Annotated in this window: 15 protein-coding genes; 7 read left to right on the forward strand and 8 right to left on the reverse strand. The window is 62.5% G+C overall.

What is annotated here, in order from left to right; translation table 11 throughout:
• Positions 1 to 80 precede the first annotated feature (80 nt).
• Positions 81 to 2,561: a transglycosylase domain-containing protein gene (locus tag ACAX43_RS19600; protein WP_370710082.1), complete on the reverse strand. Its 2,481-nt coding sequence runs from the start codon at positions 2,559 to 2,561 to the stop codon at positions 81 to 83.
• Positions 2,562 to 2,710: 149 nt separating this feature from the next.
• Between ACAX43_RS19600 and fabV the strand changes: the two genes are divergently transcribed.
• Positions 2,711 to 3,907, forward strand: a complete 1,197-nt coding sequence (gene fabV / locus ACAX43_RS19605; RefSeq protein ID WP_370710083.1) for an enoyl-ACP reductase FabV — start codon at positions 2,711 to 2,713, stop codon at positions 3,905 to 3,907.
• Positions 3,908 to 3,942: 35 nt separating this feature from the next.
• Here the strand turns inward: fabV and ACAX43_RS19610 are convergent, their stop codons facing one another.
• Positions 3,943 to 4,323, reverse strand: a complete 381-nt coding sequence (locus ACAX43_RS19610) for a hypothetical protein (RefSeq protein ID WP_370710084.1) — start codon at positions 4,321 to 4,323, stop codon at positions 3,943 to 3,945.
• Between the two features lie 204 nt (positions 4,324 to 4,527).
• Here ACAX43_RS19610 and ACAX43_RS19615 point away from each other — a divergent pair, with 204 nt between their 5' ends.
• From ACAX43_RS19615 to ACAX43_RS19635, 5 genes are all read left to right on the forward strand, one after another.
• Positions 4,528 to 5,865 (forward strand): glutamine synthetase family protein, encoded by a 1,338-nt coding sequence (locus ACAX43_RS19615; RefSeq protein ID WP_370710333.1) that lies wholly within the window; start codon positions 4,528 to 4,530, stop codon positions 5,863 to 5,865.
• Positions 5,866 to 5,905: 40 nt separating this feature from the next.
• A complete protein-coding gene (locus tag ACAX43_RS19620) occupies positions 5,906 to 7,264 on the forward strand; it encodes an aspartate aminotransferase family protein (protein WP_370710334.1) in 1,359 nt (452 codons plus the stop codon).
• Positions 7,265 to 7,343: 79 nt separating this feature from the next.
• Positions 7,344 to 7,991 carry a GntR family transcriptional regulator gene (locus tag ACAX43_RS19625; RefSeq protein ID WP_370710085.1) on the forward strand — a complete coding sequence of 216 codons (648 nt, stop codon included), beginning with the start codon at positions 7,344 to 7,346 and terminating at the stop codon, positions 7,989 to 7,991.
• A gap of 250 nt (positions 7,992 to 8,241) precedes the next feature.
• On the forward strand, positions 8,242 to 8,607 hold the full coding sequence (locus tag ACAX43_RS19630) for a hypothetical protein (protein ID WP_370710086.1): 366 nt from the start codon (positions 8,242 to 8,244) through the stop codon (positions 8,605 to 8,607).
• Positions 8,608 to 8,750: 143 nt separating this feature from the next.
• Positions 8,751 to 9,686, forward strand: coding sequence for a LysR substrate-binding domain-containing protein (locus ACAX43_RS19635; RefSeq protein WP_370710087.1), 936 nt, complete (start codon positions 8,751 to 8,753; stop codon positions 9,684 to 9,686).
• Positions 9,687 to 9,697: 11 nt separating this feature from the next.
• Here ACAX43_RS19635 and ACAX43_RS19640 read toward each other — a convergent pair whose 3' ends face one another.
• From ACAX43_RS19640 to aldA, 4 genes are all read right to left on the reverse strand, one after another.
• On the reverse strand, positions 9,698 to 11,359 hold the full coding sequence (locus ACAX43_RS19640) for a GMC family oxidoreductase (protein WP_370710088.1): 1,662 nt from the start codon (positions 11,357 to 11,359) through the stop codon (positions 9,698 to 9,700).
• A gap of 75 nt (positions 11,360 to 11,434) precedes the next feature.
• Positions 11,435 to 12,652 carry a mandelate racemase/muconate lactonizing enzyme family protein gene (locus ACAX43_RS19645; protein WP_370710089.1) on the reverse strand — a complete coding sequence of 406 codons (1,218 nt, stop codon included), beginning with the start codon at positions 12,650 to 12,652 and terminating at the stop codon, positions 11,435 to 11,437.
• Positions 12,653 to 13,975 (reverse strand): nitrate/nitrite transporter, encoded by a 1,323-nt coding sequence (locus tag ACAX43_RS19650; protein WP_370710090.1) that lies wholly within the window; start codon positions 13,973 to 13,975, stop codon positions 12,653 to 12,655. It abuts the gene before it with no gap.
• A 154-nt stretch (positions 13,976 to 14,129) separates the two neighbouring features.
• Positions 14,130 to 15,554 (reverse strand): aldehyde dehydrogenase, encoded by a 1,425-nt coding sequence (gene aldA / locus ACAX43_RS19655; RefSeq protein ID WP_370710091.1) that lies wholly within the window; start codon positions 15,552 to 15,554, stop codon positions 14,130 to 14,132.
• 286 nt (positions 15,555 to 15,840) lie between these two features.
• Between aldA and ACAX43_RS19660 the strand changes: the two genes are divergently transcribed.
• Positions 15,841 to 16,998 carry a porin gene (locus tag ACAX43_RS19660; RefSeq protein WP_370710092.1) on the forward strand — a complete coding sequence of 386 codons (1,158 nt, stop codon included), beginning with the start codon at positions 15,841 to 15,843 and terminating at the stop codon, positions 16,996 to 16,998.
• 122 nt (positions 16,999 to 17,120) lie between these two features.
• Here the strand turns inward: ACAX43_RS19660 and ACAX43_RS19665 are convergent, their stop codons facing one another.
• Both ACAX43_RS19665 and ACAX43_RS19670 read right to left on the reverse strand, forming a co-directional pair.
• Positions 17,121 to 17,729, reverse strand: coding sequence for a BLUF domain-containing protein (locus ACAX43_RS19665; protein ID WP_370710093.1), 609 nt, complete (start codon positions 17,727 to 17,729; stop codon positions 17,121 to 17,123).
• A gap of 743 nt (positions 17,730 to 18,472) precedes the next feature.
• Entirely contained in the window at positions 18,473 to 19,840 is a 1,368-nt protein-coding gene (locus ACAX43_RS19670; RefSeq protein WP_370710094.1) for an MFS transporter, read from the reverse strand.
• Positions 19,841 to 19,899: the final 59 nt, after the last annotated feature.

The following is a 19,899-nucleotide window of genomic DNA, read 5'->3' on the forward strand; positions in this document are numbered from 1 at the left end:
TGGCGCGGGAAGTTCGGGCGGCGGCAGGCGTTCCCCAGAGGTCGCGCGGGCTTAGCCATGCGGCGTGACTTACCGAAACTTCAGGGCGATGCGCCGGCGCTGGCCGGCGTGCCCGGAAGCGGGTTTGCCGTGCCGCCGCCTGCGTCCGGGGGCACTACGTCGTCCGGCGTGGGCGTCGGGGCCAAGGCCGGCTCGCCACTGCCATGCGCCTCACCGTCGACCGTTCCGCTCGCAGGCCCAGGCGCTGACGCCGGCGCCTGAAGGAGCGGTGGCTGCGACAGCGGCCGCGGCTCGACAGACGAAGCGGATGCAACTGACGCAACAGGCGCACGGCGCGTCGTATTGCGCGTGACAACCGGCGCCTCGGTCTTCGCTGGTGAGGCTGCAAACAGATGCTGGAACCACTCGCGCAGCCTGCCCGACCGCTCGGCAAACCAGCCCGGCTCCTGCTCCGTTGCGAACCTGACGCGACTGTCAATCAGCTTCGACCTTTGCGCGCGCTGAAAAAAGTCGCCGACGATCGGCAACGCGCTGTGCGCCCCCTGGCCCCAATAGTCGCTGCGCAAGGTCACCCGGCTGTCGTTGAAACCCACCCACGCCCCTGCCACAAGCTGCGGCTGAATCAGGATGAACCAGCCGTCGGCGTTACCCTGCGTCGTGCCCGTCTTTCCCGCGACATCGCCGCGTACGCCGAAGCGGCTGCGAATACTCGAACCCGTGCCCCGGCTCACCACGTCGCGCATCACGTCGACGAGCGTGCGGGCAGTGTCGGGCGGCAGTTCCTGTTTCGGCGCCACCGGCGCGAACTCGGCCAGCACCTCGCCGTTACGATCCTCGATACGCGTGACCATGACGGGCTCCACATAGCCGCCGAGGTTGGCGATCGTGCCGTAGGCCGAGACCATTTCCTTGAGCGTCACGGGGCTCGTGCCGAGCGCGAGCGACGGCACCGGATCCAGCTCGCTGTCGCGCACGCCCATGGCGCGTGCAAGTCTCGCGACCTTGTTCGGCCCGACCGTTTCCATCAATTGCGCGGTGATCCGGTTGCGCGAGTAAGCGAGGCCGTCGCGCAGGCTGATGGGGCGCCCGCTCGGATCATCCTCGTCGCTCGGACGCCAGATTTCGCCGCCCGCCAGCGGGATCTCGACGGGCTTGTCGATCAACGTATCGCCGGGTTTGGCGCCGTCCTCAAAGGCCGCGGCGTAGACGAACGGCTTGAAGGTCGACCCCGGCTGGCGCCGCGCCTGCTGGACGTGGTCGAACGGATCCTGGCTGAAGTCGCGGCTGCCGACCCATGCCTTGATCTGGCCGTTGCGCGGATCCATCGCGAGGAAGTCCGCCTGCACCCGGGTCTTGGAATCGCACACCGTCTTCACCAGGTCGCGGTTGGCGGAGACGCGCTTCAACGCTTCTTCATCCGTCAGTCCGGAGTCTTTCGCGGCGCGATAGTCAGGCGTCTCGCGCAGGAATGTCTGCAGCAAATCCTTGCCGCTCGCACAACCGGCGCGCGTGCCCCACGCCGAGTTCGCAATGGCCTGCAACTGGTTGCCCTGCAAGGTCACGGCCTGGGTGGCCATGGTCTGCAAACGTGAATCGATGGTAGTGCGCACCACCAGTCCGTCGGAATAGATGTTGTAGTCGTTGCGATCGGCCCATGCCGCGAGCCACTTGCGCAGTTGCTGCGCGAAGTGCGGCGCGGGTCCGGGCGGTTCGGTCTGCCGCTCGAAATCGATGCGCAAGGGACGGCGCTCGAACGTTGCGTAGGCCGCGGGCGTGAGCTTGCCGTACTTGACCATTTGCGCCAGCACCGTGTTGCGCCGCTGCAGGGCACGTTCCGGGTTGAGCACCGGGTTGTAGTAGCTATTGCCTTTGAGCATCCCGATGAGCGTCGCGCTCTCCAGCACGTTCAGGTCGCCGGCCGATTTGTCGAAATAGGTTCGCGCCGCCATTTCGATGCCATAGGCGTTGTAAAGAAACGGCACCGTGTTGAGGTAGGTTTCGAGGATCTCGTCCTTGGTGTAGAGCGCCTCGATCTTGAAGGCCGTGATGGCTTCCTTGAGCTTGCGCGTCAGCGTGGGCGCGCGGCCGATTTCGTCAGGATAAAGGTTGCGGGCGAGTTGCTGGGTGAGGGTCGAACCACCCTGCCGGTCGCCGGAAAACGTGTGCAACGCGGCCGATGCCGTGCGGCGCCAGTCGAGCCCGAAATGCTGGTAGAAGCGGTGGTCTTCCGTGGCGATCAGCGCGTTCACCACGTTCGGCGAGATGTTCTTGAGTTTGACCCACTCGCGGTTCGAGGGCTTGAACTCGGCCAGCAGCTTGCCGTCTGCCGAGAGAATCTGCGCGGGCTGCTCGATTTTCGCCTTGCGGATGTCGCCGATGCTGGGCGTGAACGGGATCAGGATCAGCACATACAGGACGAACAGCGCGGGAACCGCGGCGCAGGTCCATGCCACGCCGCGGCGTGTGGGGTGGCGAAGATGCCACAGTGCCTGGGTGACGAGCGGGTTCGCCAGAGTTAGCCCTTTCTCAAGGGTCTCCAGGAATAGGGGAGTCAGCTTCACACTTTCATACCGTCTGCTTGGAAAGGCTGAATCCTACCAAGATGCTGAGCGGCGGCCGATTTTTACGTCGCGGGCAGACAACCCAAACCGCTGCACAGACAAAAATCCAAGCCCACTATAATGTCGGCAATTCCGACAAGAGGTGCTTCATGATCATCAAACCGCGCGTGCGTGGCTTCATCTGCGTAACGACTCATCCGGCCGGCTGCGAAGCCAACGTCAAGGAGCAGATCGATTACGTCAAGGCACGCGGACCCATCGCCAACGGCCCGAAGAAGGTGCTCGTGATCGGCGCATCCACGGGCTACGGCCTCGCCGCGCGCATCAGCGCCGCATTCGGCGCCGACGCCGCCACGCTCGGCGTGTTCTTCGAGCGAGCCGGCAGCGAAACCAAACCCGGCACCGCAGGCTGGTACAACACCGCCGCCTTCGAGAAATTCGCCACGGAAAAAGGCCTGTACGCGACCAGCATCAACGGCGACGCCTTCTCCGATGAAGTCAAGCAACGCACCATCGAGGTCATCAAGCGCGATCTCGGTCAGGTCGATCTGGTCGTCTACAGCCTCGCCGCGCCCAAGCGCACGCATCCGAAAACCGGCGAGGTGTTCAGTTCGACCCTGAAGCCGGTCGGCAAGGCCGTCAACCTGCGCGGCATCGACACCGACAAGGAAGTCGTCAAGGAAACCGTGCTCGAGCCCGCCACGCAAGCCGAAATCGACAACACCGTCGCGGTGATGGGCGGCGAAGACTGGCAGATGTGGATCGACGCCCTCCTCGACGCCGGCGTGCTCGCCGATGGCGCGAAGACGACCGCCTTCACCTATCTCGGCGAAAAGATCACCCACGACATCTACTGGAACGGCTCGATCGGCGCGGCCAAGAAAGATCTCGACCAGAAAGTGCTCGGTATCCGCGCAAAACTCGCGGCCAAGGGCGGCGATGCGCGCGTCTCGGTGCTCAAGGCGGTGGTGACGCAAGCTAGTTCCGCGATCCCGATGATGCCGCTGTACCTGTCGCTGCTCTTCAAGGTCATGAAAGAGAAAGGCACGCACGAAGGCTGTATCGAGCAGGTCTACGGGCTCTATAAAGACAGCATGTACGGCGCGACGCCGCACATCGACGAAGAAGGCCGCCTGCGCGCGGACTACAAGGAGCTCGATCCCGACGTGCAAGCTCGCGTTCAGGCGCTCTGGACTCAGGTGACCAACGACAATATCTACGAACTCACCGATTTCAGCGGCTACAAGACCGATTTTCTGCGCCTGTTCGGATTCGAGATCGCAGGCGTGGACTACGAAGCCGACGTCAATCCGGACGTGCAGATTCCCAGGCTCGTTCAGCTTTGATGGTTGCTTGCGGGGCCTTTGCGGCCCCGCCTGGTTCAGCAGGGAAACGCTGCCTGAAGCGAGCGGAGAATGGCGAGGCCAATGGGAAAGTCGTCTGAAAGGCCCGGGTGGTTGGCGAAAAACTGGTCGAGCAACGGATAGACATTCTGATTGCCGATAGCCAGCTTTTGCGGCGGGCAAAACAGCGGCGGACGCTTCTTCGACACCAGATCCCCATTCGCCCATCCCAACGCGTTGATCGTGCCGGTGATGTAAGCGGCGTAGACCGAGTTGTTGTCGGTATGGGCCCATTGCTTGTATTGCGAAGCCGTCATCTCGGCGCTTGCATTCAAAGTAAAGCAAGCCGCAAGCAAAGCCAGTGCAAATTTCGATACCCGCATTTTTGAACCTTCAATCCGTGTCGCAAAAGCGGCCATTGTAGGTGAGCCGGGTCAGGCTGGGCAGATGCCGCTGCCCACCGGCAGCGCATTTCCCAAAAGTAAAATTCCATGCGATGATTTGATCAAATCTCATCATGCAAAACGTCCAGCTTTCCCGACCAGGCAGCGCGTCGCGCAAGGTTCGCCGCAGCGCTTCGCGCCGTCCTTATCAACCGACTGGAGTCAACCGTGCAAAGCGACCTGCGCGCCGACCTGCGCGAATTCCTGGAGCATCACCGCATTCATGAAGTGGAATGCGTGATACCGGACATGACGGGTGTCGCACGCGGCAAGATCGTGCCGAAGAACCTGTTTCTCTCGGAAGGCAAGATGCACATGTCGAATGCGCTGCTGATGATCACCGTCAACGGCGAGTTCGCGGATTTCGAGCGCTTTGTCGGGCCGAGCGATCCCGACATGGTCTGCATCCCCGATCCGAACACGGTGCGGCTCGTACCATGGGCCATCGAACAGGTCGCGGTTGTGATCCACGATTGCGTCGGACTCGACGGCAAGCCGATCGGCATTTCGCCGCGCGCGGTGTTGCGACGTGTGCTGAAACTCTATGAGGAAAAAGGCTGGCGTCCCGTGGTCGCGCCGGAGATGGAGTTTTATCTGATTGCACAGAACAAGAATCCGCATGAGCCGTTGCGCCCGCCGCTCGGCCGCGCGGGGCGCCACGAAGCGGGCCGCCAGTCGTTCTCGATCGACGCCGTCAACGAATTCGATCCATTCTTCCAGGACCTGTCGCGCTTCTGCGAGACCACGCATCTCGGCGTCGAAACGCTCGTGCACGAAGTCGGCGCGGGGCAGATGGAGATCAACTTTTCTCACGGCGACGCGCTCGATCTCGCCGACCGTGTGTTCCTGTTCAAACGCGCGGTGCGCGAAACCGCCTTCCGTCATGGCATTTTCGCGACCTTCATGGCCAAGCCGATGGAACACGAGCCCGGCAGCGCGATGCATATTCATCAGAGCATTGTCGATTGCCAAACCGGCGAGAACATTTTTTCGCTGCCGGACGGCACGGCGAGCCCGCTGTTTTTCAACTACATCGGCGGCTTGCAGAAGTACATGCCGCAAGCGATGCCGATGTTCGCTCCCTATGTGAACTCCTATCGGCGCCTGTCGCGTTTCACCGCCGCGCCGATCAACGTGCGCTGGGGCTACGACAACCGCACCTGCGGCATCCGCGTGCCGAACTCCGAACCGGACGGCCGGCGGCTCGAAAACCGCGTGCCGGGCGTCGACGTCAACCCGTATCTGGCGATGGCGGCCACCCTCGCCTGCGGCTATCTCGGCATGGTGGAACAGCAGGAAGCGTCGGCGCCGATGGTCGAAAGCGCCTACGACCTCGAATACGAGTTGCCGCGCGGTCTCGAAGATGCCCTCAAGGCGCTCTCCAGATGCCGCGAACTCGCGGACGTGCTCGGCGATAACTTCGTGCAGGCGTATTGCGCGGTGAAGGAAAAGGAGTTCGAAACCTTCTCGCAAGGCATCACCGCGTGGGAACGCGAGCATTTGCAACTGCTCGTCTGAGCGCGCGCGGTTTATGGAAGCATCTTCGGAGAAGCTCGAATTGACGACCCGTCACGGCATCAACTGGACGCACGCGCAGGCGCTCGTCGAACGCGAACGCAGCGCGTTTGCCGAGGCCATGCCGAAGTCGCGCGCGCTGTCCCAACGAGCGGCACAGCACCTGCTGTTCGGCGTGCCGCTGCACTGGATGAACGACTGGTCGACGCCCTTCTCGCTCTACGTCGATCACGCGCGGGGTGCCGCATTCACCGACGTGGACGGTCATCGCTATGCCGACTTCTGCCTCGGCGACACGGGCGCGATGTTCGGCCATTCGCCGGCCCCGGTTGCCCGCGCGCTTGCTACCCAGGCTGAACGCGGCTTGACGACCATGCTGCCGGGCGAGGATGCCGCGTGGGTCGGCGAAGAACTCGCGCGCCGTTTCGGGCTGCCGTACTGGCAGTTCGCGATGACCGCGAGCGACGCGAACCGCTTTGCGTTGCGCTGGGCGCGCGCGGCGACCGGCCGTCAACAGATCGTGATCTTCAACGGCTGCTATCACGGCACCGTGGACGATGTGTTCGTCGATCTGGTCGACGGGAAGCCGCAACAGCGCGACAGCCTGATCGGCCAGGTGCACGACCTGCTCGCCACCACGCGCGTGATCGAATTCAACGATCTGGCGGCGCTGGAAAACGCGCTAAAAGACGGCGACGTCGCCTGTGTGCTGGCCGAACCCGCGATGACCAACATCGGCATGGTGCTGCCCGAGCCGGATTACTGGCGGCACGCGCAAGCGCTCATGCGCCGTTACGGCACGCTGCTCGCCATCGACGAAACCCACACCATTAGCTGCGGGCCGCGCGGCTACTCGACCGCATATGGCCTCGAGCCCGACCTGTTCATTCTCGGCAAACCGGTGGGCGGCGGTTTTCCGTGCGCGGTGTACGGTTTCAGCGCCGAGCTGGCGGCCCGCGCGCAACAGGCAAAGCGCAGCGCGCCGCCGGGCCATTCCGGCATCGGCACGACTCTCACGGCGAACATGCTGGCGATGAGCGCGATTCGCGCGACGCTCGCCGAGGTGATGACCGATTCCGCCTACGAACACATGTTCGCGCTCGCCGAGCGTATCGAGGCCGGCCTGACAAGCGCGATCGCGCGCCATGGCCTCGCATGGTGCGTGACACGTGTGGGCGCCCGCACCGAATTCCAGTTCACGCCGACACCGCCGCGCAACGGCACGGAAGCCGGCGGTCAACTCGACCCGGAACTGGAACATGTCTTGCACCTGTACCTGCTCAATCGCGGCGTGCTGATCACGCCGTTTCACAACATGATCCTGGTGTGCCCCGACACGTCGGCGGCCGACGTGGACAAACTGGTTTCCGCGTTCGACGCCTGCCTTGCCGAACTGACCTGAGCGTTTCTGATCAGATTGGATTCGGGATGCGCCGAGCGGCACTAACTGTCGGCCTTTTGCGGGACCTGCATCGAGCTTTATGAAAACTTCGCGCCATCACACGCTGCAGGACCAGACCTACGACACGCTGCGGCAGTGGCTGACGATCGGGCGCTTCGTGCCGGGCGAGCGCATCAAGATCCGTCACGTCGCTGCTGAACTGGGTGTCGGCGAGATGCCCGTGCGCTCTGCCTTGCAGCGCCTCGCGGCGGAATCGGCGCTGGTGAATGTGCCCAATTGCGGCGTGGCGGTGCCGCGTCTGTCGAAAGAACAATTCGACGATGTGTTGCGCGTACGCCTGATTCTCGAAGGCCAGGCCGCCGAACTGGGCGTGCCGCACCTCGGCGCGCACGAGCTGGAAACGCTGGAAAAACTGAATATGGAAATGGCGCAGGCGTTGCGGACGACCGACGCCAAGGGCTATCTCGACGCCAACGAGGCGTTCCATCTGATTCTCTACCGGGCGGCCGGTTCGCCGCTTTTGCTGGAACTGATCGAAACCGTGTGGTTGCAGGTTGGGCCGATTTCGAATCTGCTGTTCGGCGACGCGCAGTTTGCCGGCACGCTCAACGACGCGCACAACGAGCTGCTGAACGCCGCAAAAGCGCGCGATGCGGCAGGCGTGCGACGCGCGATCGAGCACGACCTGAGCCATGCGGCAACCTCTTTGCGCGCGCAGTGTGTGTAAGGGCTGGGGCTGGACGTCGGGTTTCAGGCGAGTTTCAGACTGTGAGTTTTGCCTTCCGCCCGCATCAAGTCATGGTGCCACTCGCTAGCGCGCACTGATCGCGGCCGGCGGCGGCGCGGTGGTTATAGTGCCGGAGCGCCCAGGGTGTGTCAGGCATTGCCGCTCGCGAATTCTGCGTGATATTGTGTAACAGAGCGGGGGACAGCCTGCCGTCCGTACCGGAACGCAAATTACAGCAGCGAGCGTCGCCATGAGTGATGTACGCCATCATCTGAGTCCACGTGACCGTTTGGAGCTGTTGTGCTGGCTCACATGCGGAAGCCTTGGCGCCTATTACCTGAACGAGGAGTGGCCTGACGCGGCGTTTCACGTGCAGGCCGCGCATAAGTGGCTCGACCGCCGGTCGCGGGAGGCTGACTGGTTGAGTATCGCCAGATTGTCGGCAACCGCACTGGAGATTGCGCGGCGGCACGCGAGGTTTGTCGATGCCGAGTGGGCGCGGGATGCGGTCGAGGAGATTCTCGATACGGACGAGCTAGATCCACAAGCGCGGTTGGTGAAGCAGGTTTTCGCGGATTGCCAGAGTGCGTTGGCGGATAAGCGGAACGCAGATTAGGTTTTTCGCCTGCGCGGCGCTTTGGGTGGTTCGCCGTGCGGCGTCGGCACAACAACCCGGGCACCGCGTGGGCAAAAAAGTAAAATGCCGAGGAATCGCGTTACCGCGCCCCACCTCCCCGGTCGAAAATCTTGAAACGCAAAATGCCCGCGCTGAACGCGCTGAAAGCCTTCGAAGTCGCTGGCCGCACGGGTAGCTTCACCCGCGCCGCGGAATTGCTGAACGTGACGCAAAGCGCGGTAAGCCGGCAAGTCCGGCAATTGGAAGCCCAACTCGGCGAGACGTTGCTCCAGCGTCACCACCATCACCTGGAACTCTCCGCCGCCGGCCGCATCCTCCTGCAAGCGCTGCAACAATCCTTCGACCGCATCGAACTCACCGTCCGCGGCTTGCAAGAGAAAACCCACCGCAATCGCTTGCGTATCAATGCGCCTCCCACCTTCACGAGCCGCTGGCTGATGCCGCGTCTCGGCCGCCTGCGCGACGCCCATCCGCACCTCGAACTGAGCCTGTCGACCCGTGTCGACGACAACCTCGCCGAATCCGGCGTGCTCGACTGCGCCATTCGTTTCGGCAACGGCGAGTGGGATGGCTTCGACAACCGTCTGCTGATGAACGAACGGCATATCGCCGTGTGCGCGCCCGCGTTGCTCGCACGCCAGGCAGGCCGCGCGGCTATCGATCTGAATCAGTTCACGCTGCTGCACGTGCTCGCGAGCGCCGATCAGCGGTATCTAACCTGGCAGCATTGGTTGAAGGCCGCGGGCATTGAAAACGTCGATACGCGCGGCGGCTATGAATTCGATCTGCTCGATCATGCCATCCGCGCCGCTATCGACGGGCTCGGCGTGACGATCGCCGATCGCCACATGATCGGCCGCGAGCTGGCGGAAGGCCAACTCGTGCAGGTGCTGAACGTGCAGATCGACGGACACCAGTCGTACTGGTTCGTCACCCGCGCGGAACAGGACGAGTTGCCGCATGTGGCGCTGTTCCGCGACTGGCTGCAGCAGGAGATCTGGCTGACCGAACGTGCGCTCGATTCGTCGGCGTCGACGCAGTTGGGCGAAGCGGGTTGAACCGCTAACGCTCAAACAGCGGCGGCCAGTTCCGCGGCGGTGGGTTTGAATGCCGCTTCGGTCGCCGCGTCCTCGAGAATCATCTCGGCGCCCTTCTCCGCCACCATCATCGTCGGCGCATTGATATTGCCGGACGTGATGTTCGGGAAGATCGACGCATCGATTACGCGCAAGCCGCCCATACCGTGCACCCGCAAACGCGCATCGACCACCGAGGTACGCGGGTCGTCGCCCATCGCGCACGAGCCGCACAGGTGATAGATGGAGCCCGATTGCTCGCGGAAATACTGCAGGAAACCTTCGCGCGTGTTCACTTGCGGCCCCGGCGAGATTTCTTCCACCGTGATGTCCTTGAGCGCCGCCGATGCCATCACCTTGCGCACCAGTTCGCAACCCTGGATCGCTTCGTCGATGTCCTTCTTCGTGGTCAGCGCGTTGATGCGGATCTTCGCCGCGTCTTCCGCGCGGTTCGACGCGATCTCGATCGATCCACGGCTGGTCGGCCGGCACGGGTTGAACGCCAGCAGGAAGCCCGAATACGGTTCGGGTTCGAGATTCGCCTTGTTGCTCTTCGGAATCCGGTACGACAGCGGATTGAAGTACAACTGCAGATTCGGCTGAGCTTCCTGCTCATTGCCCCTGAAGAACCCGCCCGACTGGTTCACGCTCATAGCGAGCGGCCCCTTGCGCGTCAGCAGATACTGCAAACCGAGCTTGAGCTTGCCGAGCAACGGACGCATCTCGTCGTTCAGCGTCTTGATGTTCGCTCGGTAGTAGAAGCTCACACACAGATGGTCCTGCAGATTCTGGCCCACGGCCGGCAGTTCCTTGACCATCGCGATGCGATGCTTTGCCAGCAACGCACTATCGCCCACGCCTGAGAGCTGCAGCAGCTTGGGCGAATCGACCGCGCCCGCCGACAGGATCACTTCGCGATTCGCCATGAACTGCCGCGTGGCGCCGTTCTGCGTGACGTTCACACCGATCGCGCGCTGGTTGCCGTCGAATAGCACGCGGCTCGCCAGCACTTCACGCTCGACGGTCAGGTTCCTGCGCGTGAGCACCGGATGCAGGTACTCGAAGCTGCTCGACGAACGCTGCCCGTTGCGCGTATTCACATCGTAGATGCCCGCGCCTTCGAATTGCGCGCCGTTGAAGTCATCGCTGCGTTTGTAGCCGGCCTGGTCGCAGCCTTTCAGGAACACGTGGCAGATCGGATGCACTGCATCCTTCATCGGCGAAATACGGATCGGGCCGTCCGCGCCGTGATATTCGGTGTGGCCGAGCGGATGCGATTCGAGCTTGCGGAAATACGGCAGCACGTCGCGAAACGCCCAGCCCTTGTTGCCGGCCGCGGCCCAGTCGTCGAAATCGTGCGGCTGCCCGCGCACGTAGATCATCGCGTTGATCGAGCCGGAACCCCCCTGCACCTTGCCGCGCGGGCAATAGATCGGGCGGTTGTCGAGTTCCTTTTCGGGCTCGCTGTAGTACATCCAGTTGTAGGTTTCGTTGTAATACGTCTTGGTGAAACCCACCGGAATCTTGAACCAGAAGGAACTGTCCTTGCCGCCCGCTTCGAGCAGCAATACCGAATATTGGCCTGACGCCGAGAGGCGATTGGCGAGAATGCAGCCCGCCGAACCCGCGCCGACGATGATGTAATCGTAGTTCATGCTCTATGTCGCCAGACGGCGCCCAATCCATTTGAATGCTTATGCAGGTGAACCCGGCAGGTGAACCCCGCAGGTTCAACCCTTGGCCGGCGCGAGGTCTTTCACGTCGGCGGGAAGCGCTGCCATTTGCAGATGCAGACGTTCGCCGGTGTACGGCGTGTGCTGCCTGACGACCTCCATGTTCAACTCCACGCCCAAGCCCGGCTCCTGCGAAGGAATGATGTAGCCGTCTTCCCATTGAATCGGCTTCTTCAACACCGCCGCATGAAAACCGTCCCACGTGCCGATGCTTTCCTGAATCAGGAAGTTCGGCGTGCAGGCTGCCAACTGAATGCTGGCCGCCGCGCCGATCGGCCCGTTGTACAGATGCGGTGCGATCTGCGCGTAGTACACCTCGGCGATCGCAGCGACTTTCTTCGCTTCGAGCAGACCGCCCACGCGCGCCACGTTCAGTTGCAGGATCGACGCCGCGCCCGCTTCCAGCAGCTTGAAAAATTCATACTTGGTGGTCAGGCGCTCGCCCGCGGCGATCGGAATGCTGGTCTGTCGCGCGACCTGCGCCATCGCGCCTTCCTGCCCCGGCGGCACGGGTTCTTCGAACCACAGCGGATCGTATTTCTCAAGGCGTTTGGCAAGCCGGATCGCCGACGAGGGCACCATCTGTCCATGCGTGCCGAACAGCAGATCGGCCTTGCTGCCCACCGCTTCGCGCACGCGGCGGCAGAAAGTCTCGCAACGGTCGAGTACTTCCATCGACAGCTGATGACCCGAGTAAGCCGTGTACGGCCCGGCCGGATCGAACTTCACCGCTGTAAAGCCGCGCTTCACGTTTTCAAGGGCGCATTCGGCGGCGAGATCGGGGTCGTCGTAGTCGTATTCGCCGCGGCTGTTCTTCGGATAAAGGTAGGTGTACGAACGCAGACGCGGGTTCACCATGCCGCCGAGCAACTCGTACACCGGCTTGTTCGCCGCTTTGCCGATGATGTCCCAGCACGCCATCTCCAGCCCGCTGACCACGCCCATCATCGTCAGATCGGGGCGTTGCGTGAAGCCGCTCGAATACGCTTCGCGCCAAAGCCGCTCGATATGGTGCGGGTCTTTATCGAGCAGGTAGCGGCCGAATACATCGTCGATGATGTGGGTCATCGCCTTCGGATGGAACGTCGCCGAATAGATTTCGCCGACGCCTTCAATACCGCAATCGGTCTTCAGCTTGACGAAAATCCAATACATACCGCCCACATGCGGCGGAGGCACAGCGACGATATGCGTTTCGAGCGAGACAACTTTCATTTACGCCACCCCTTTCCTGTTAAGCATGTTTCTCAGCGCCAAGCCGGCAAAGCCGCCGAGCACCGCCATTCCGGCCACATAGCCGAAGTAAAGCTGGTAACCGAAGACGCCCGGGAAGTTCTGCGTCAGATAGCCGTTGATCAGCGGCAGGAATACGTCCGGCGAATAGCCGAGCACGGAGATCAGGCCGATGGCGAGACCCATGGTTTCCACCGGAATGTTGCAGCGATCCAGCAGCGACCAGTACAGGCCGCGAATCGCGTAAGTCAGAATGCCGATGAACAGCACGAGGAACACCAGCAGTACATGGCTGGAAATACGCGGCGCCGCCATCAGGCCCAGCAGGGACAATGCAGCGAGAAAAAGCGCGATCACCAGCACCGACACCTTCGAATACCGGTCGCCGAGAAAGCCGCCGCCAATGCCGCCGATCGGCCGCATCCACAGCTTGAGCGTGGTGATCGTGCCGGCCATCACCACCGACAAACCGATCTCGCCTTCATGCAGATACGCGGAGAAGCTGTACGTCGCCCAGAACACCTGATAGCCGCAGAACACGATGGCCGCGACCAGCCACAACTCGGGAATCGACGCGAGCGTTTTCAGATCGACCAGCACATTGCTGCGTTTGCGGGTGGCACGATTGGCGGCGGCATCTTCAGCACCTCGCGGGTCTTTGACCAGCGCGAGCACCACGCCGAGCGCGATGCACAGAAACGCGTACAGGTAGACGACCAGCTTGAAACCCGCCGCCACCGGCTCACCCCTGGTCTGCGTGAACCACGCGAACAGCGTGATCGCGATGGTCGCTAGCATGGCTTCGATCAGCCCGCGCCCGCCGTCGAGCAATCCGAAGAAGCGGCCCTGCTCATGCGTGCCCGCAATCATCGTCACGCGCTTGATGACGGCGGCCCAGAACGTCAATCCGGTCGACAAGCCCCAGCCGCCGAAGATCAGCATCAGCACTTGGAACGAAGGCGCGGTCGAATACCACAGCCCAAGCAAACCGGTTGCGATCAGCGAAAAGCAGATCAACAGACGCGGTGCGATCCGGTCGGCGAGCCAGCCGCTTGGCAGATAACTCAACAGAAAAATCGTGCCCAGCGACGAATACAGATAGCCGAGTTGACTATCGGTGATGTGAAACACTTCGAGCATCGTCGGCTGATAAACCTGCCGCAGATACAGGATCGGATATATCGCGCCAGCGGCCACCACCAGCAACATAAGCTGAATGTAGCGTTGGGTCTTGCTGTTTTGCAGCGCGGCTTCTTCGTCGCTGGATGCGAGAGAAGGGGTGGTTCGAACGGATTGAGATGACACGTGAGCGCTCCTGGGAGACATGGCGCCGGTCCACCGGTCTGCCGGATCTCCAATCTGTTTTGTTATGGATTCGCAGCGTGCTTGCTGCGTTTTTGCGGGTTTCAAAGGTAGCGCGTGCCGTCGACTGAATCGTGCGGCACGCGCCGGTTCAGCTTCAGTACTTCATGACCACGAGACGGGTCTGCGTGAATTCGAGCATGCCGTGCTTGCCGTCGTCGCCGCCCAGGCCCGAACGCTTCCACCCGGCGTGGAAACCTTGATAAGGATCGGCCGGCGTACGGTTCACATACAACTCGCCTGCTTCAATGCCGTTGGCGATCTTCATCGCGCTGCGGTAGTTCTCGGTATAGAGCACCGACGACAAACCAAACTGATGGTCGTTGGCCATTTCCAGGGCTTCGTCGAGCGTGCTGTATTTGATGACCGGCATGATCGGACCGAAGGTTTCTTCCTGGATGATTTCCATGTCCTGGCGGCAATTCGACAACAGGGTGGCCGGATAGAAGAAGCCCTCGCCTTGCGGCAGCTTGCCGCCGGTTTCCAAGGTGGCGCCCGCCGCAACGGCGCGTTCGACCATGGCGTGAATCGACTGGCGCGACGCTTCGTTGACCAGCGGGCCCATCAGCGAAGGCTGACCGCTGCGATCGCCGATTTCCACGGCGCTCATGTGCTTCTTCAACAGCGCGACGAAACGGTCATGCACGCTTTCCTGCACGTAGACCCGTTCGATCGCCGTGCACAGCTGGCCGCAGTGCGTGGTCTTCGAGGCGACCAGATCGTGCGCGGCTTTCTCCAGATCGGCATCCGCCTCGATGATCGCGGGGGTTTTGCCGCCCAGCTCGAGCGACGGTTTGGCGATGTTCGCCTTGCAGTATTCGAGCACTTTGCGGCCCGCGCCGACGCTGCCGGTCAGCGTGATCATGCCGATCTTCGGATGCGTGCAGAGTGCCTCGGCCGTTGCATGATTCATGGCAAGAATGTTCACGACGCCTGCCGGCAGCCCTGCCTTTTCAACCGCCCTCGCAATCTCGAACGCGGAAGTCGGCGTGTTGTTGCTCGGACGCACCACCACGGTATTGCCGGCGATCAGGGCAGGCGCCACCTTGCGCATGAACGTATAGACCGGGTAGTTGAACGGGATCAGGCACGCGACCACGCCGATCGGCTCGCGATGCAGCACGAGGTTTTCGTCGGGTGTGTCGCTCGGAATCACCTCGCCTTCGATGCGGCGCGCCCATTCGGCGTGATAGCGGGTGATCTGGCCGGCGTAGACGGCTTCGCTGGTGGCGTCGGCGACGCTCTTGCCCGACTCCAGCGCCAACGCCGCGCCGATGGCGGGCGCGCATTCGGTGAGCGCGTCGGCAAGCTTGTGCAGATAGACCGCGCGCTCGGCCGAAGGCAGCTTGCGCCAGCTCTTTTGCGCGGCTGCGGCGGCGTCGACTGCGGCGATTGCCTCGGCTTGGGTCGCGCCCGTCACGTGGGCAATCACGGCTTCGGTAGCCGGGTTGGTGACGGCGATGAGCTCGTCGCTTGCTGGTTCGATAAACCGGCCGTTAGCAAAATTACGATCGAGTCGCATGTCGTCTCCTGAAAAGCGTGGTGCACAAGGCGCATGGCCTCCGGCTATCGCCTTCATGCCAAAGGTGCATGAACGGAATTTTTCTCTTCAGCAACGCGGCCCACAAGCGAATAATTTGCGGGACAAACATTCGAAAAAATCACGTTTATCCAGGGATGTGCCTCATACGCGATTCCCGTCCCGAATAGCAGAATCCGGGCTTTGCCAAAAAGCGGCGGCCTTCGAAACCGTTCGAGCTCCGTTTCGAACGATTCGCGCCGCTCACTACCAACGTCTGGAGTCTTCAATGAAAAAGAATGTCATCGCCACCGCAGCCTTCATCGCGCTCGCCGCGCTGGCGGCCCCATCCGCCTTCGCGCAAAGCAGCGTGACCCTGTACGGTGTGCTCGATGAAGGCATCGACTACACCAACAACGCCGGGCGCGGCGCGGTCTGGGAGATGGCGAGCGGCTATGCGCAAGGCAGCCGCTGGGGCATGAAGGGTTCGGAAGCGCTGGGCGGCGGCATGAAGGCGGTGTTCCAGCTGGAAAACGGCTTCGACGTGAGCTCGGGGCGGCTCGGCCAGGGCGGCCGCATGTTCGGCCGCCAGGCCTACGTAGGCTTGAGCGACGACCGGTTCGGCACGGTCACGCTCGGGCGCCAGTACGACTCGGTGGTCGATTACCTCGCGCAGACCACCGCCAACGGCAACTGGGCGGGCTATCTGTTTGCGCACCCGTACGACAACGACAACACGGACAACTCGTTCCGTCTCGGCAATAGCGTGAAGTACGCAAGCCCGGAGATCGCCGGCTTCCAGTTCGGCGGCGTGTACAGCTTCAGCAACGACACGAACTTCGCGAACAACCGCGCCTATAGTTTCGGCGGCCAGTATGCGAACGGCGGCCTCCTGATCGCGGCCGCGTACCTGCAGGCGAACAATCCGGGCGCGGGTTCCACCGGCGCGATCACTGCGAACGACGCGAGCTTCATCGCGGGGCGCATGCGGGTGTTCGGCGGCGGCATCAATTACACGTTCGGCTCGGCGACGGCGGGTTTTGCTTACACCAATTCGACCTATAAGGATCCGACCGTCAACGGCTATATCGGCGTCCCGCTGGCCGCGCCCGGCGTCGGGTTGAATACGCTCAAGTACCAGAACTTCGAAGTGAACGGCAAATATCAGTTCACGCCGGCCTTCTTTATCGGCGCGCAGTATGTGTACACGATGGAGAACTATGACGCGTCGACGGGCAGCGTGAAGCCGAAGATTCACTCGGTCGGTTTGATGGCGGACTACAACCTGTCCAAACGCACGGACGTGTACGTGCAGGGCGAATACCAGAAGGTCGCGGGCGACTCGACCCACTCGATTCTCGACAACGCGTTCATTCCGGGTGTGCAGGCGCCGTCGTCGACCGGCAATCAGGTCGCCGTGCGCGTCGCGCTGCGCCACAAGTTCTAAGCGTTTGGGCTTTGACGTATGGGAGCCGCGTTGTCAGCGGCGCCAGGCTAAGGGCGTTCGACTTTTTACTGAACGCAAACAAGTCCTTGCCTGCGTATTTTCTCTACAGACTCAGGAAGCGTTCAGGGATAGCCGGCGCGCCGCATCAGGACGGGAAAGGGCCCCATGTGCAGCGACGCGTTTGCCGGATCGGCCAGCAAGCGGGCCTCGCGCGTGATGCGGATGACTTCGGCGACGAGCGAGGTGTCGGTGCCGGGCCAATTCGATAGCGCCGGTTCGATGCGGTCCGTGCCGCGTGCGTCGCCGACGAAATAGCCCATGTCCCAGCGCGTAAAACGCCGTGCGGCGATGAACGTCGCCGCAAGCATGCGCATTTCGCGGTGGCGTGGGTCGTGTTCGATGCGGCGCAGGCAATCGCGAACTACGGCGTGCGGGCCTTCGAGGTATTGGATGAAACTCGGTCCCGCCTGCACCAGAAACCCGGTGATCCCATCGATGCGATTGCGCTCGACGGCGACAGCCACCATTGCCTCGATATCGCGCCGCAACAAACCCGGCCGCATCTGGCTGATATACACGGCGCAGAACAACGCGTCCGGCGCACGCTTGCCCCTGCTCTCGCCGAGTACGGGCGGCGGCGCGCCGTCCCGCGCCGGTGCCGCCGCGTGGCGCTGCTGGCGCGACTTACCTTCAGGCCGGGTCTTCGACCGGTTCATCGAACGAGTGGGCATGTTGCCTTTAGATAAATGGCTGCGTCCGTATCGGTCAGCGCGTGCCGGTCAACGCGGCGGTCATGCAACGCCAACCTCGTGACGCCCCATGCGCAAACTACGCAGGCGCAAAACAGAGATGCAAATGCAGCCGCCGCGCGGGCAACCTTTAGACCCGCAACCCTTAAGCGTGGCGTGGATCTCGTTGCGTCCGTCACACGAATATCGCTCGCTGGCCTGCACTTTCCCGTGTTTTAAATTGTACGGCAATGCGGCGCACGTTTCTTGCGCATGCGCGCATTAGACAGGATATCAGGCACAATTGCCAGGCTGAAAAAAATGGGGGACACGAGAAGCGGCATGGCCGCTGCGGGAAGAAAACGAAGGAAAACGGGTGCCCGCCGTTTCGCTGCGGGCAACGTCGGGATGAAATAAGAAATTGCGCGGGAAGTAATCAGTTGGAGCGCGTCGACACTCCGGTAAGTGGCGAACGCTTACAGCCGCCTCACGCCGCCGAGGTCTCCGGGTGAGCATCGCCTGCAACACGATGCGCGTTGCGACAGCATCCGTTGGCGCCCTGCCATGTTGATCAGCGAGCTCAACACCTCACTGGAAACGTCCGCTTCGGCCAGCGATGCTTGAACCCGCTCTTTCGTGATGCTCATGTCATTTGCTTGTGATTCGATTGCCGCCATCGCGGGAGCCGGCGTCCGTGCCGCGCGACCGCCATGGGCAGACCGCGCCGGCGCGAATGTCCAGTTGCGTTACTCGGTTGCGTGCGCGTGCATCACGCTGGTCTGCATCGACCACGCCATCCACGGACGGCGCAGCGCGACGATCGCGAGGAACGCACACGCTGCCAGTGCGCCGAAGGTCGCAAAACCCATTTGATAACTGCCCGTGCTTTCCTTCGCAATGCCCATCACCACTGGCAGATAGAAGCCGCCGATGCCGCCCGCGGCGCCGACGATACCCGACATCAGACCCGTACGGCCGGCCCAGCGATGCGGCACCAGCTGGAAGGTCGCGCCATTGCCGAGACCGAAGGCCACGTACAGGCACAGCAGTAACGCGATCCCGCCCGCCATCGACGGCATCGCAGCGGCGAACACGAAATCGCACAACGAAATGACCGCGAGCAGGAACGTCAGCGCGCGCACCCCGGACACCTTGTCGGCGATCAACCCACCGAGCGGCCGCACCATCGCGCCGGTTGCGGCAAGCAGCGCCATGAACAGACCCGCGTCGATCTTGGACAGCTGATACAGGTTGGTCAGGAGCAGTGAAACATACGACGACATGCCCACAAAACCACCGAACGTGATGCTGTACACCAGCATGATCACCCACGTGTCACGCTCGGCGAGTACCGAGCGATAGCGCTTGGGCAGCACCGCGATCGCTAGCAGCGCGCCGATCACCGGCAGCAGAAGCACACCGGTCTTGCCCGTGCCGAACAAGCCTGCTTCCACCAGCAGCACGAGTACGATCAACCCAACGAGAGTCACCGCAAAGCTGCCGAACGCACGCAGTACGCTGCCCGATTTGATGCCGGAATCGTTGGCCCAGAAGTACAGCGTGATAGCGGCAATGGCGAGCAACGGCAAGACCCCGGCGGTCGCCATCTGCCAGCCATAGTGCGTCGCCAGTTGCGGGAACAGGAAGCCGTCGAGGACCGCGCCGATGTTGCCGGCGGCGGCGAGGCCCAGCACCAGGCCCTGCACCTTCGGCGGATAGTTGCTGCCGGCCATCGGCAGCGCCACCGCGAAACTCGCGCCCCCCACGCCGAGGAACACGCCGAGCACCAGCAGCAGCGTGTATGACGGCACGAACGGCAACAGCGGCAGCACGATCGTCGGCACCGCCGACAGCAATACCCCCATCAGCGCAATACGCCTGCCATGCGCCGATTGATACAGGTTGCCGAGCGTCACGCGCAGAATCGCTGCCGACAGCACCGGCACGGCTACCAGCAAACCTTGTTGCGCGGGTGTCATCGCGATGCTCTTGCTGATGAACGGTGCGAGCGGTCCGTACAGCACCCACACAGTGAAGCCGGTATCGAAATAGAGGAAACACGCCACTAGCGCGCGCCAGTCTCCACTCTTCAGGGAGCTCATCACGTTTTTCATTAGACATCCTCATATATGCTGATTGTTCGCGTTCCTGGCACACTGCGCTGGCGCGCCGC

Origin of the sequence: Paraburkholderia sp. IW21 (assembly GCF_041321145.1) — a bacterium.
Classification (GTDB): domain Bacteria; phylum Pseudomonadota; class Gammaproteobacteria; order Burkholderiales; family Burkholderiaceae; genus Paraburkholderia.

Excerpts from the sequence above, each read along its gene's own strand:
- ACAX43_RS19635 (WP_370710087.1), top strand. The coding sequence starts at position 8,751 with ATGCCCGCGCTGAACGCGCTGAAAGCCTTCGAAGTCGCTGGCCGCACG.
- fabV (WP_370710083.1), top strand. The coding sequence starts at position 2,711 with ATGATCATCAAACCGCGCGTGCGTGGCTTCATCTGCGTAACGACTCAT.
- ACAX43_RS19660 (WP_370710092.1), top strand. The coding sequence starts at position 15,841 with ATGAAAAAGAATGTCATCGCCACCGCAGCCTTCATCGCGCTCGCCGCG.
- aldA (WP_370710091.1), bottom strand. The coding sequence starts at position 15,554 with ATGCGACTCGATCGTAATTTTGCTAACGGCCGGTTTATCGAACCAGCA.
- ACAX43_RS19610 (WP_370710084.1), bottom strand. The coding sequence starts at position 4,323 with ATGGCCGCTTTTGCGACACGGATTGAAGGTTCAAAAATGCGGGTATCG.
- ACAX43_RS19625 (WP_370710085.1), top strand. The coding sequence starts at position 7,344 with ATGAAAACTTCGCGCCATCACACGCTGCAGGACCAGACCTACGACACG.
- ACAX43_RS19630 (WP_370710086.1), top strand. The coding sequence starts at position 8,242 with ATGAGTGATGTACGCCATCATCTGAGTCCACGTGACCGTTTGGAGCTG.
- ACAX43_RS19640 (WP_370710088.1), bottom strand. The coding sequence starts at position 11,359 with ATGAACTACGATTACATCATCGTCGGCGCGGGTTCGGCGGGCTGCATT.
- ACAX43_RS19645 (WP_370710089.1), bottom strand. The coding sequence starts at position 12,652 with ATGAAAGTTGTCTCGCTCGAAACGCATATCGTCGCTGTGCCTCCGCCG.
- ACAX43_RS19670 (WP_370710094.1), bottom strand. The coding sequence starts at position 19,840 with ATGAAAAACGTGATGAGCTCCCTGAAGAGTGGAGACTGGCGCGCGCTA.
- ACAX43_RS19665 (WP_370710093.1), bottom strand. The coding sequence starts at position 17,729 with ATGCCCACTCGTTCGATGAACCGGTCGAAGACCCGGCCTGAAGGTAAG.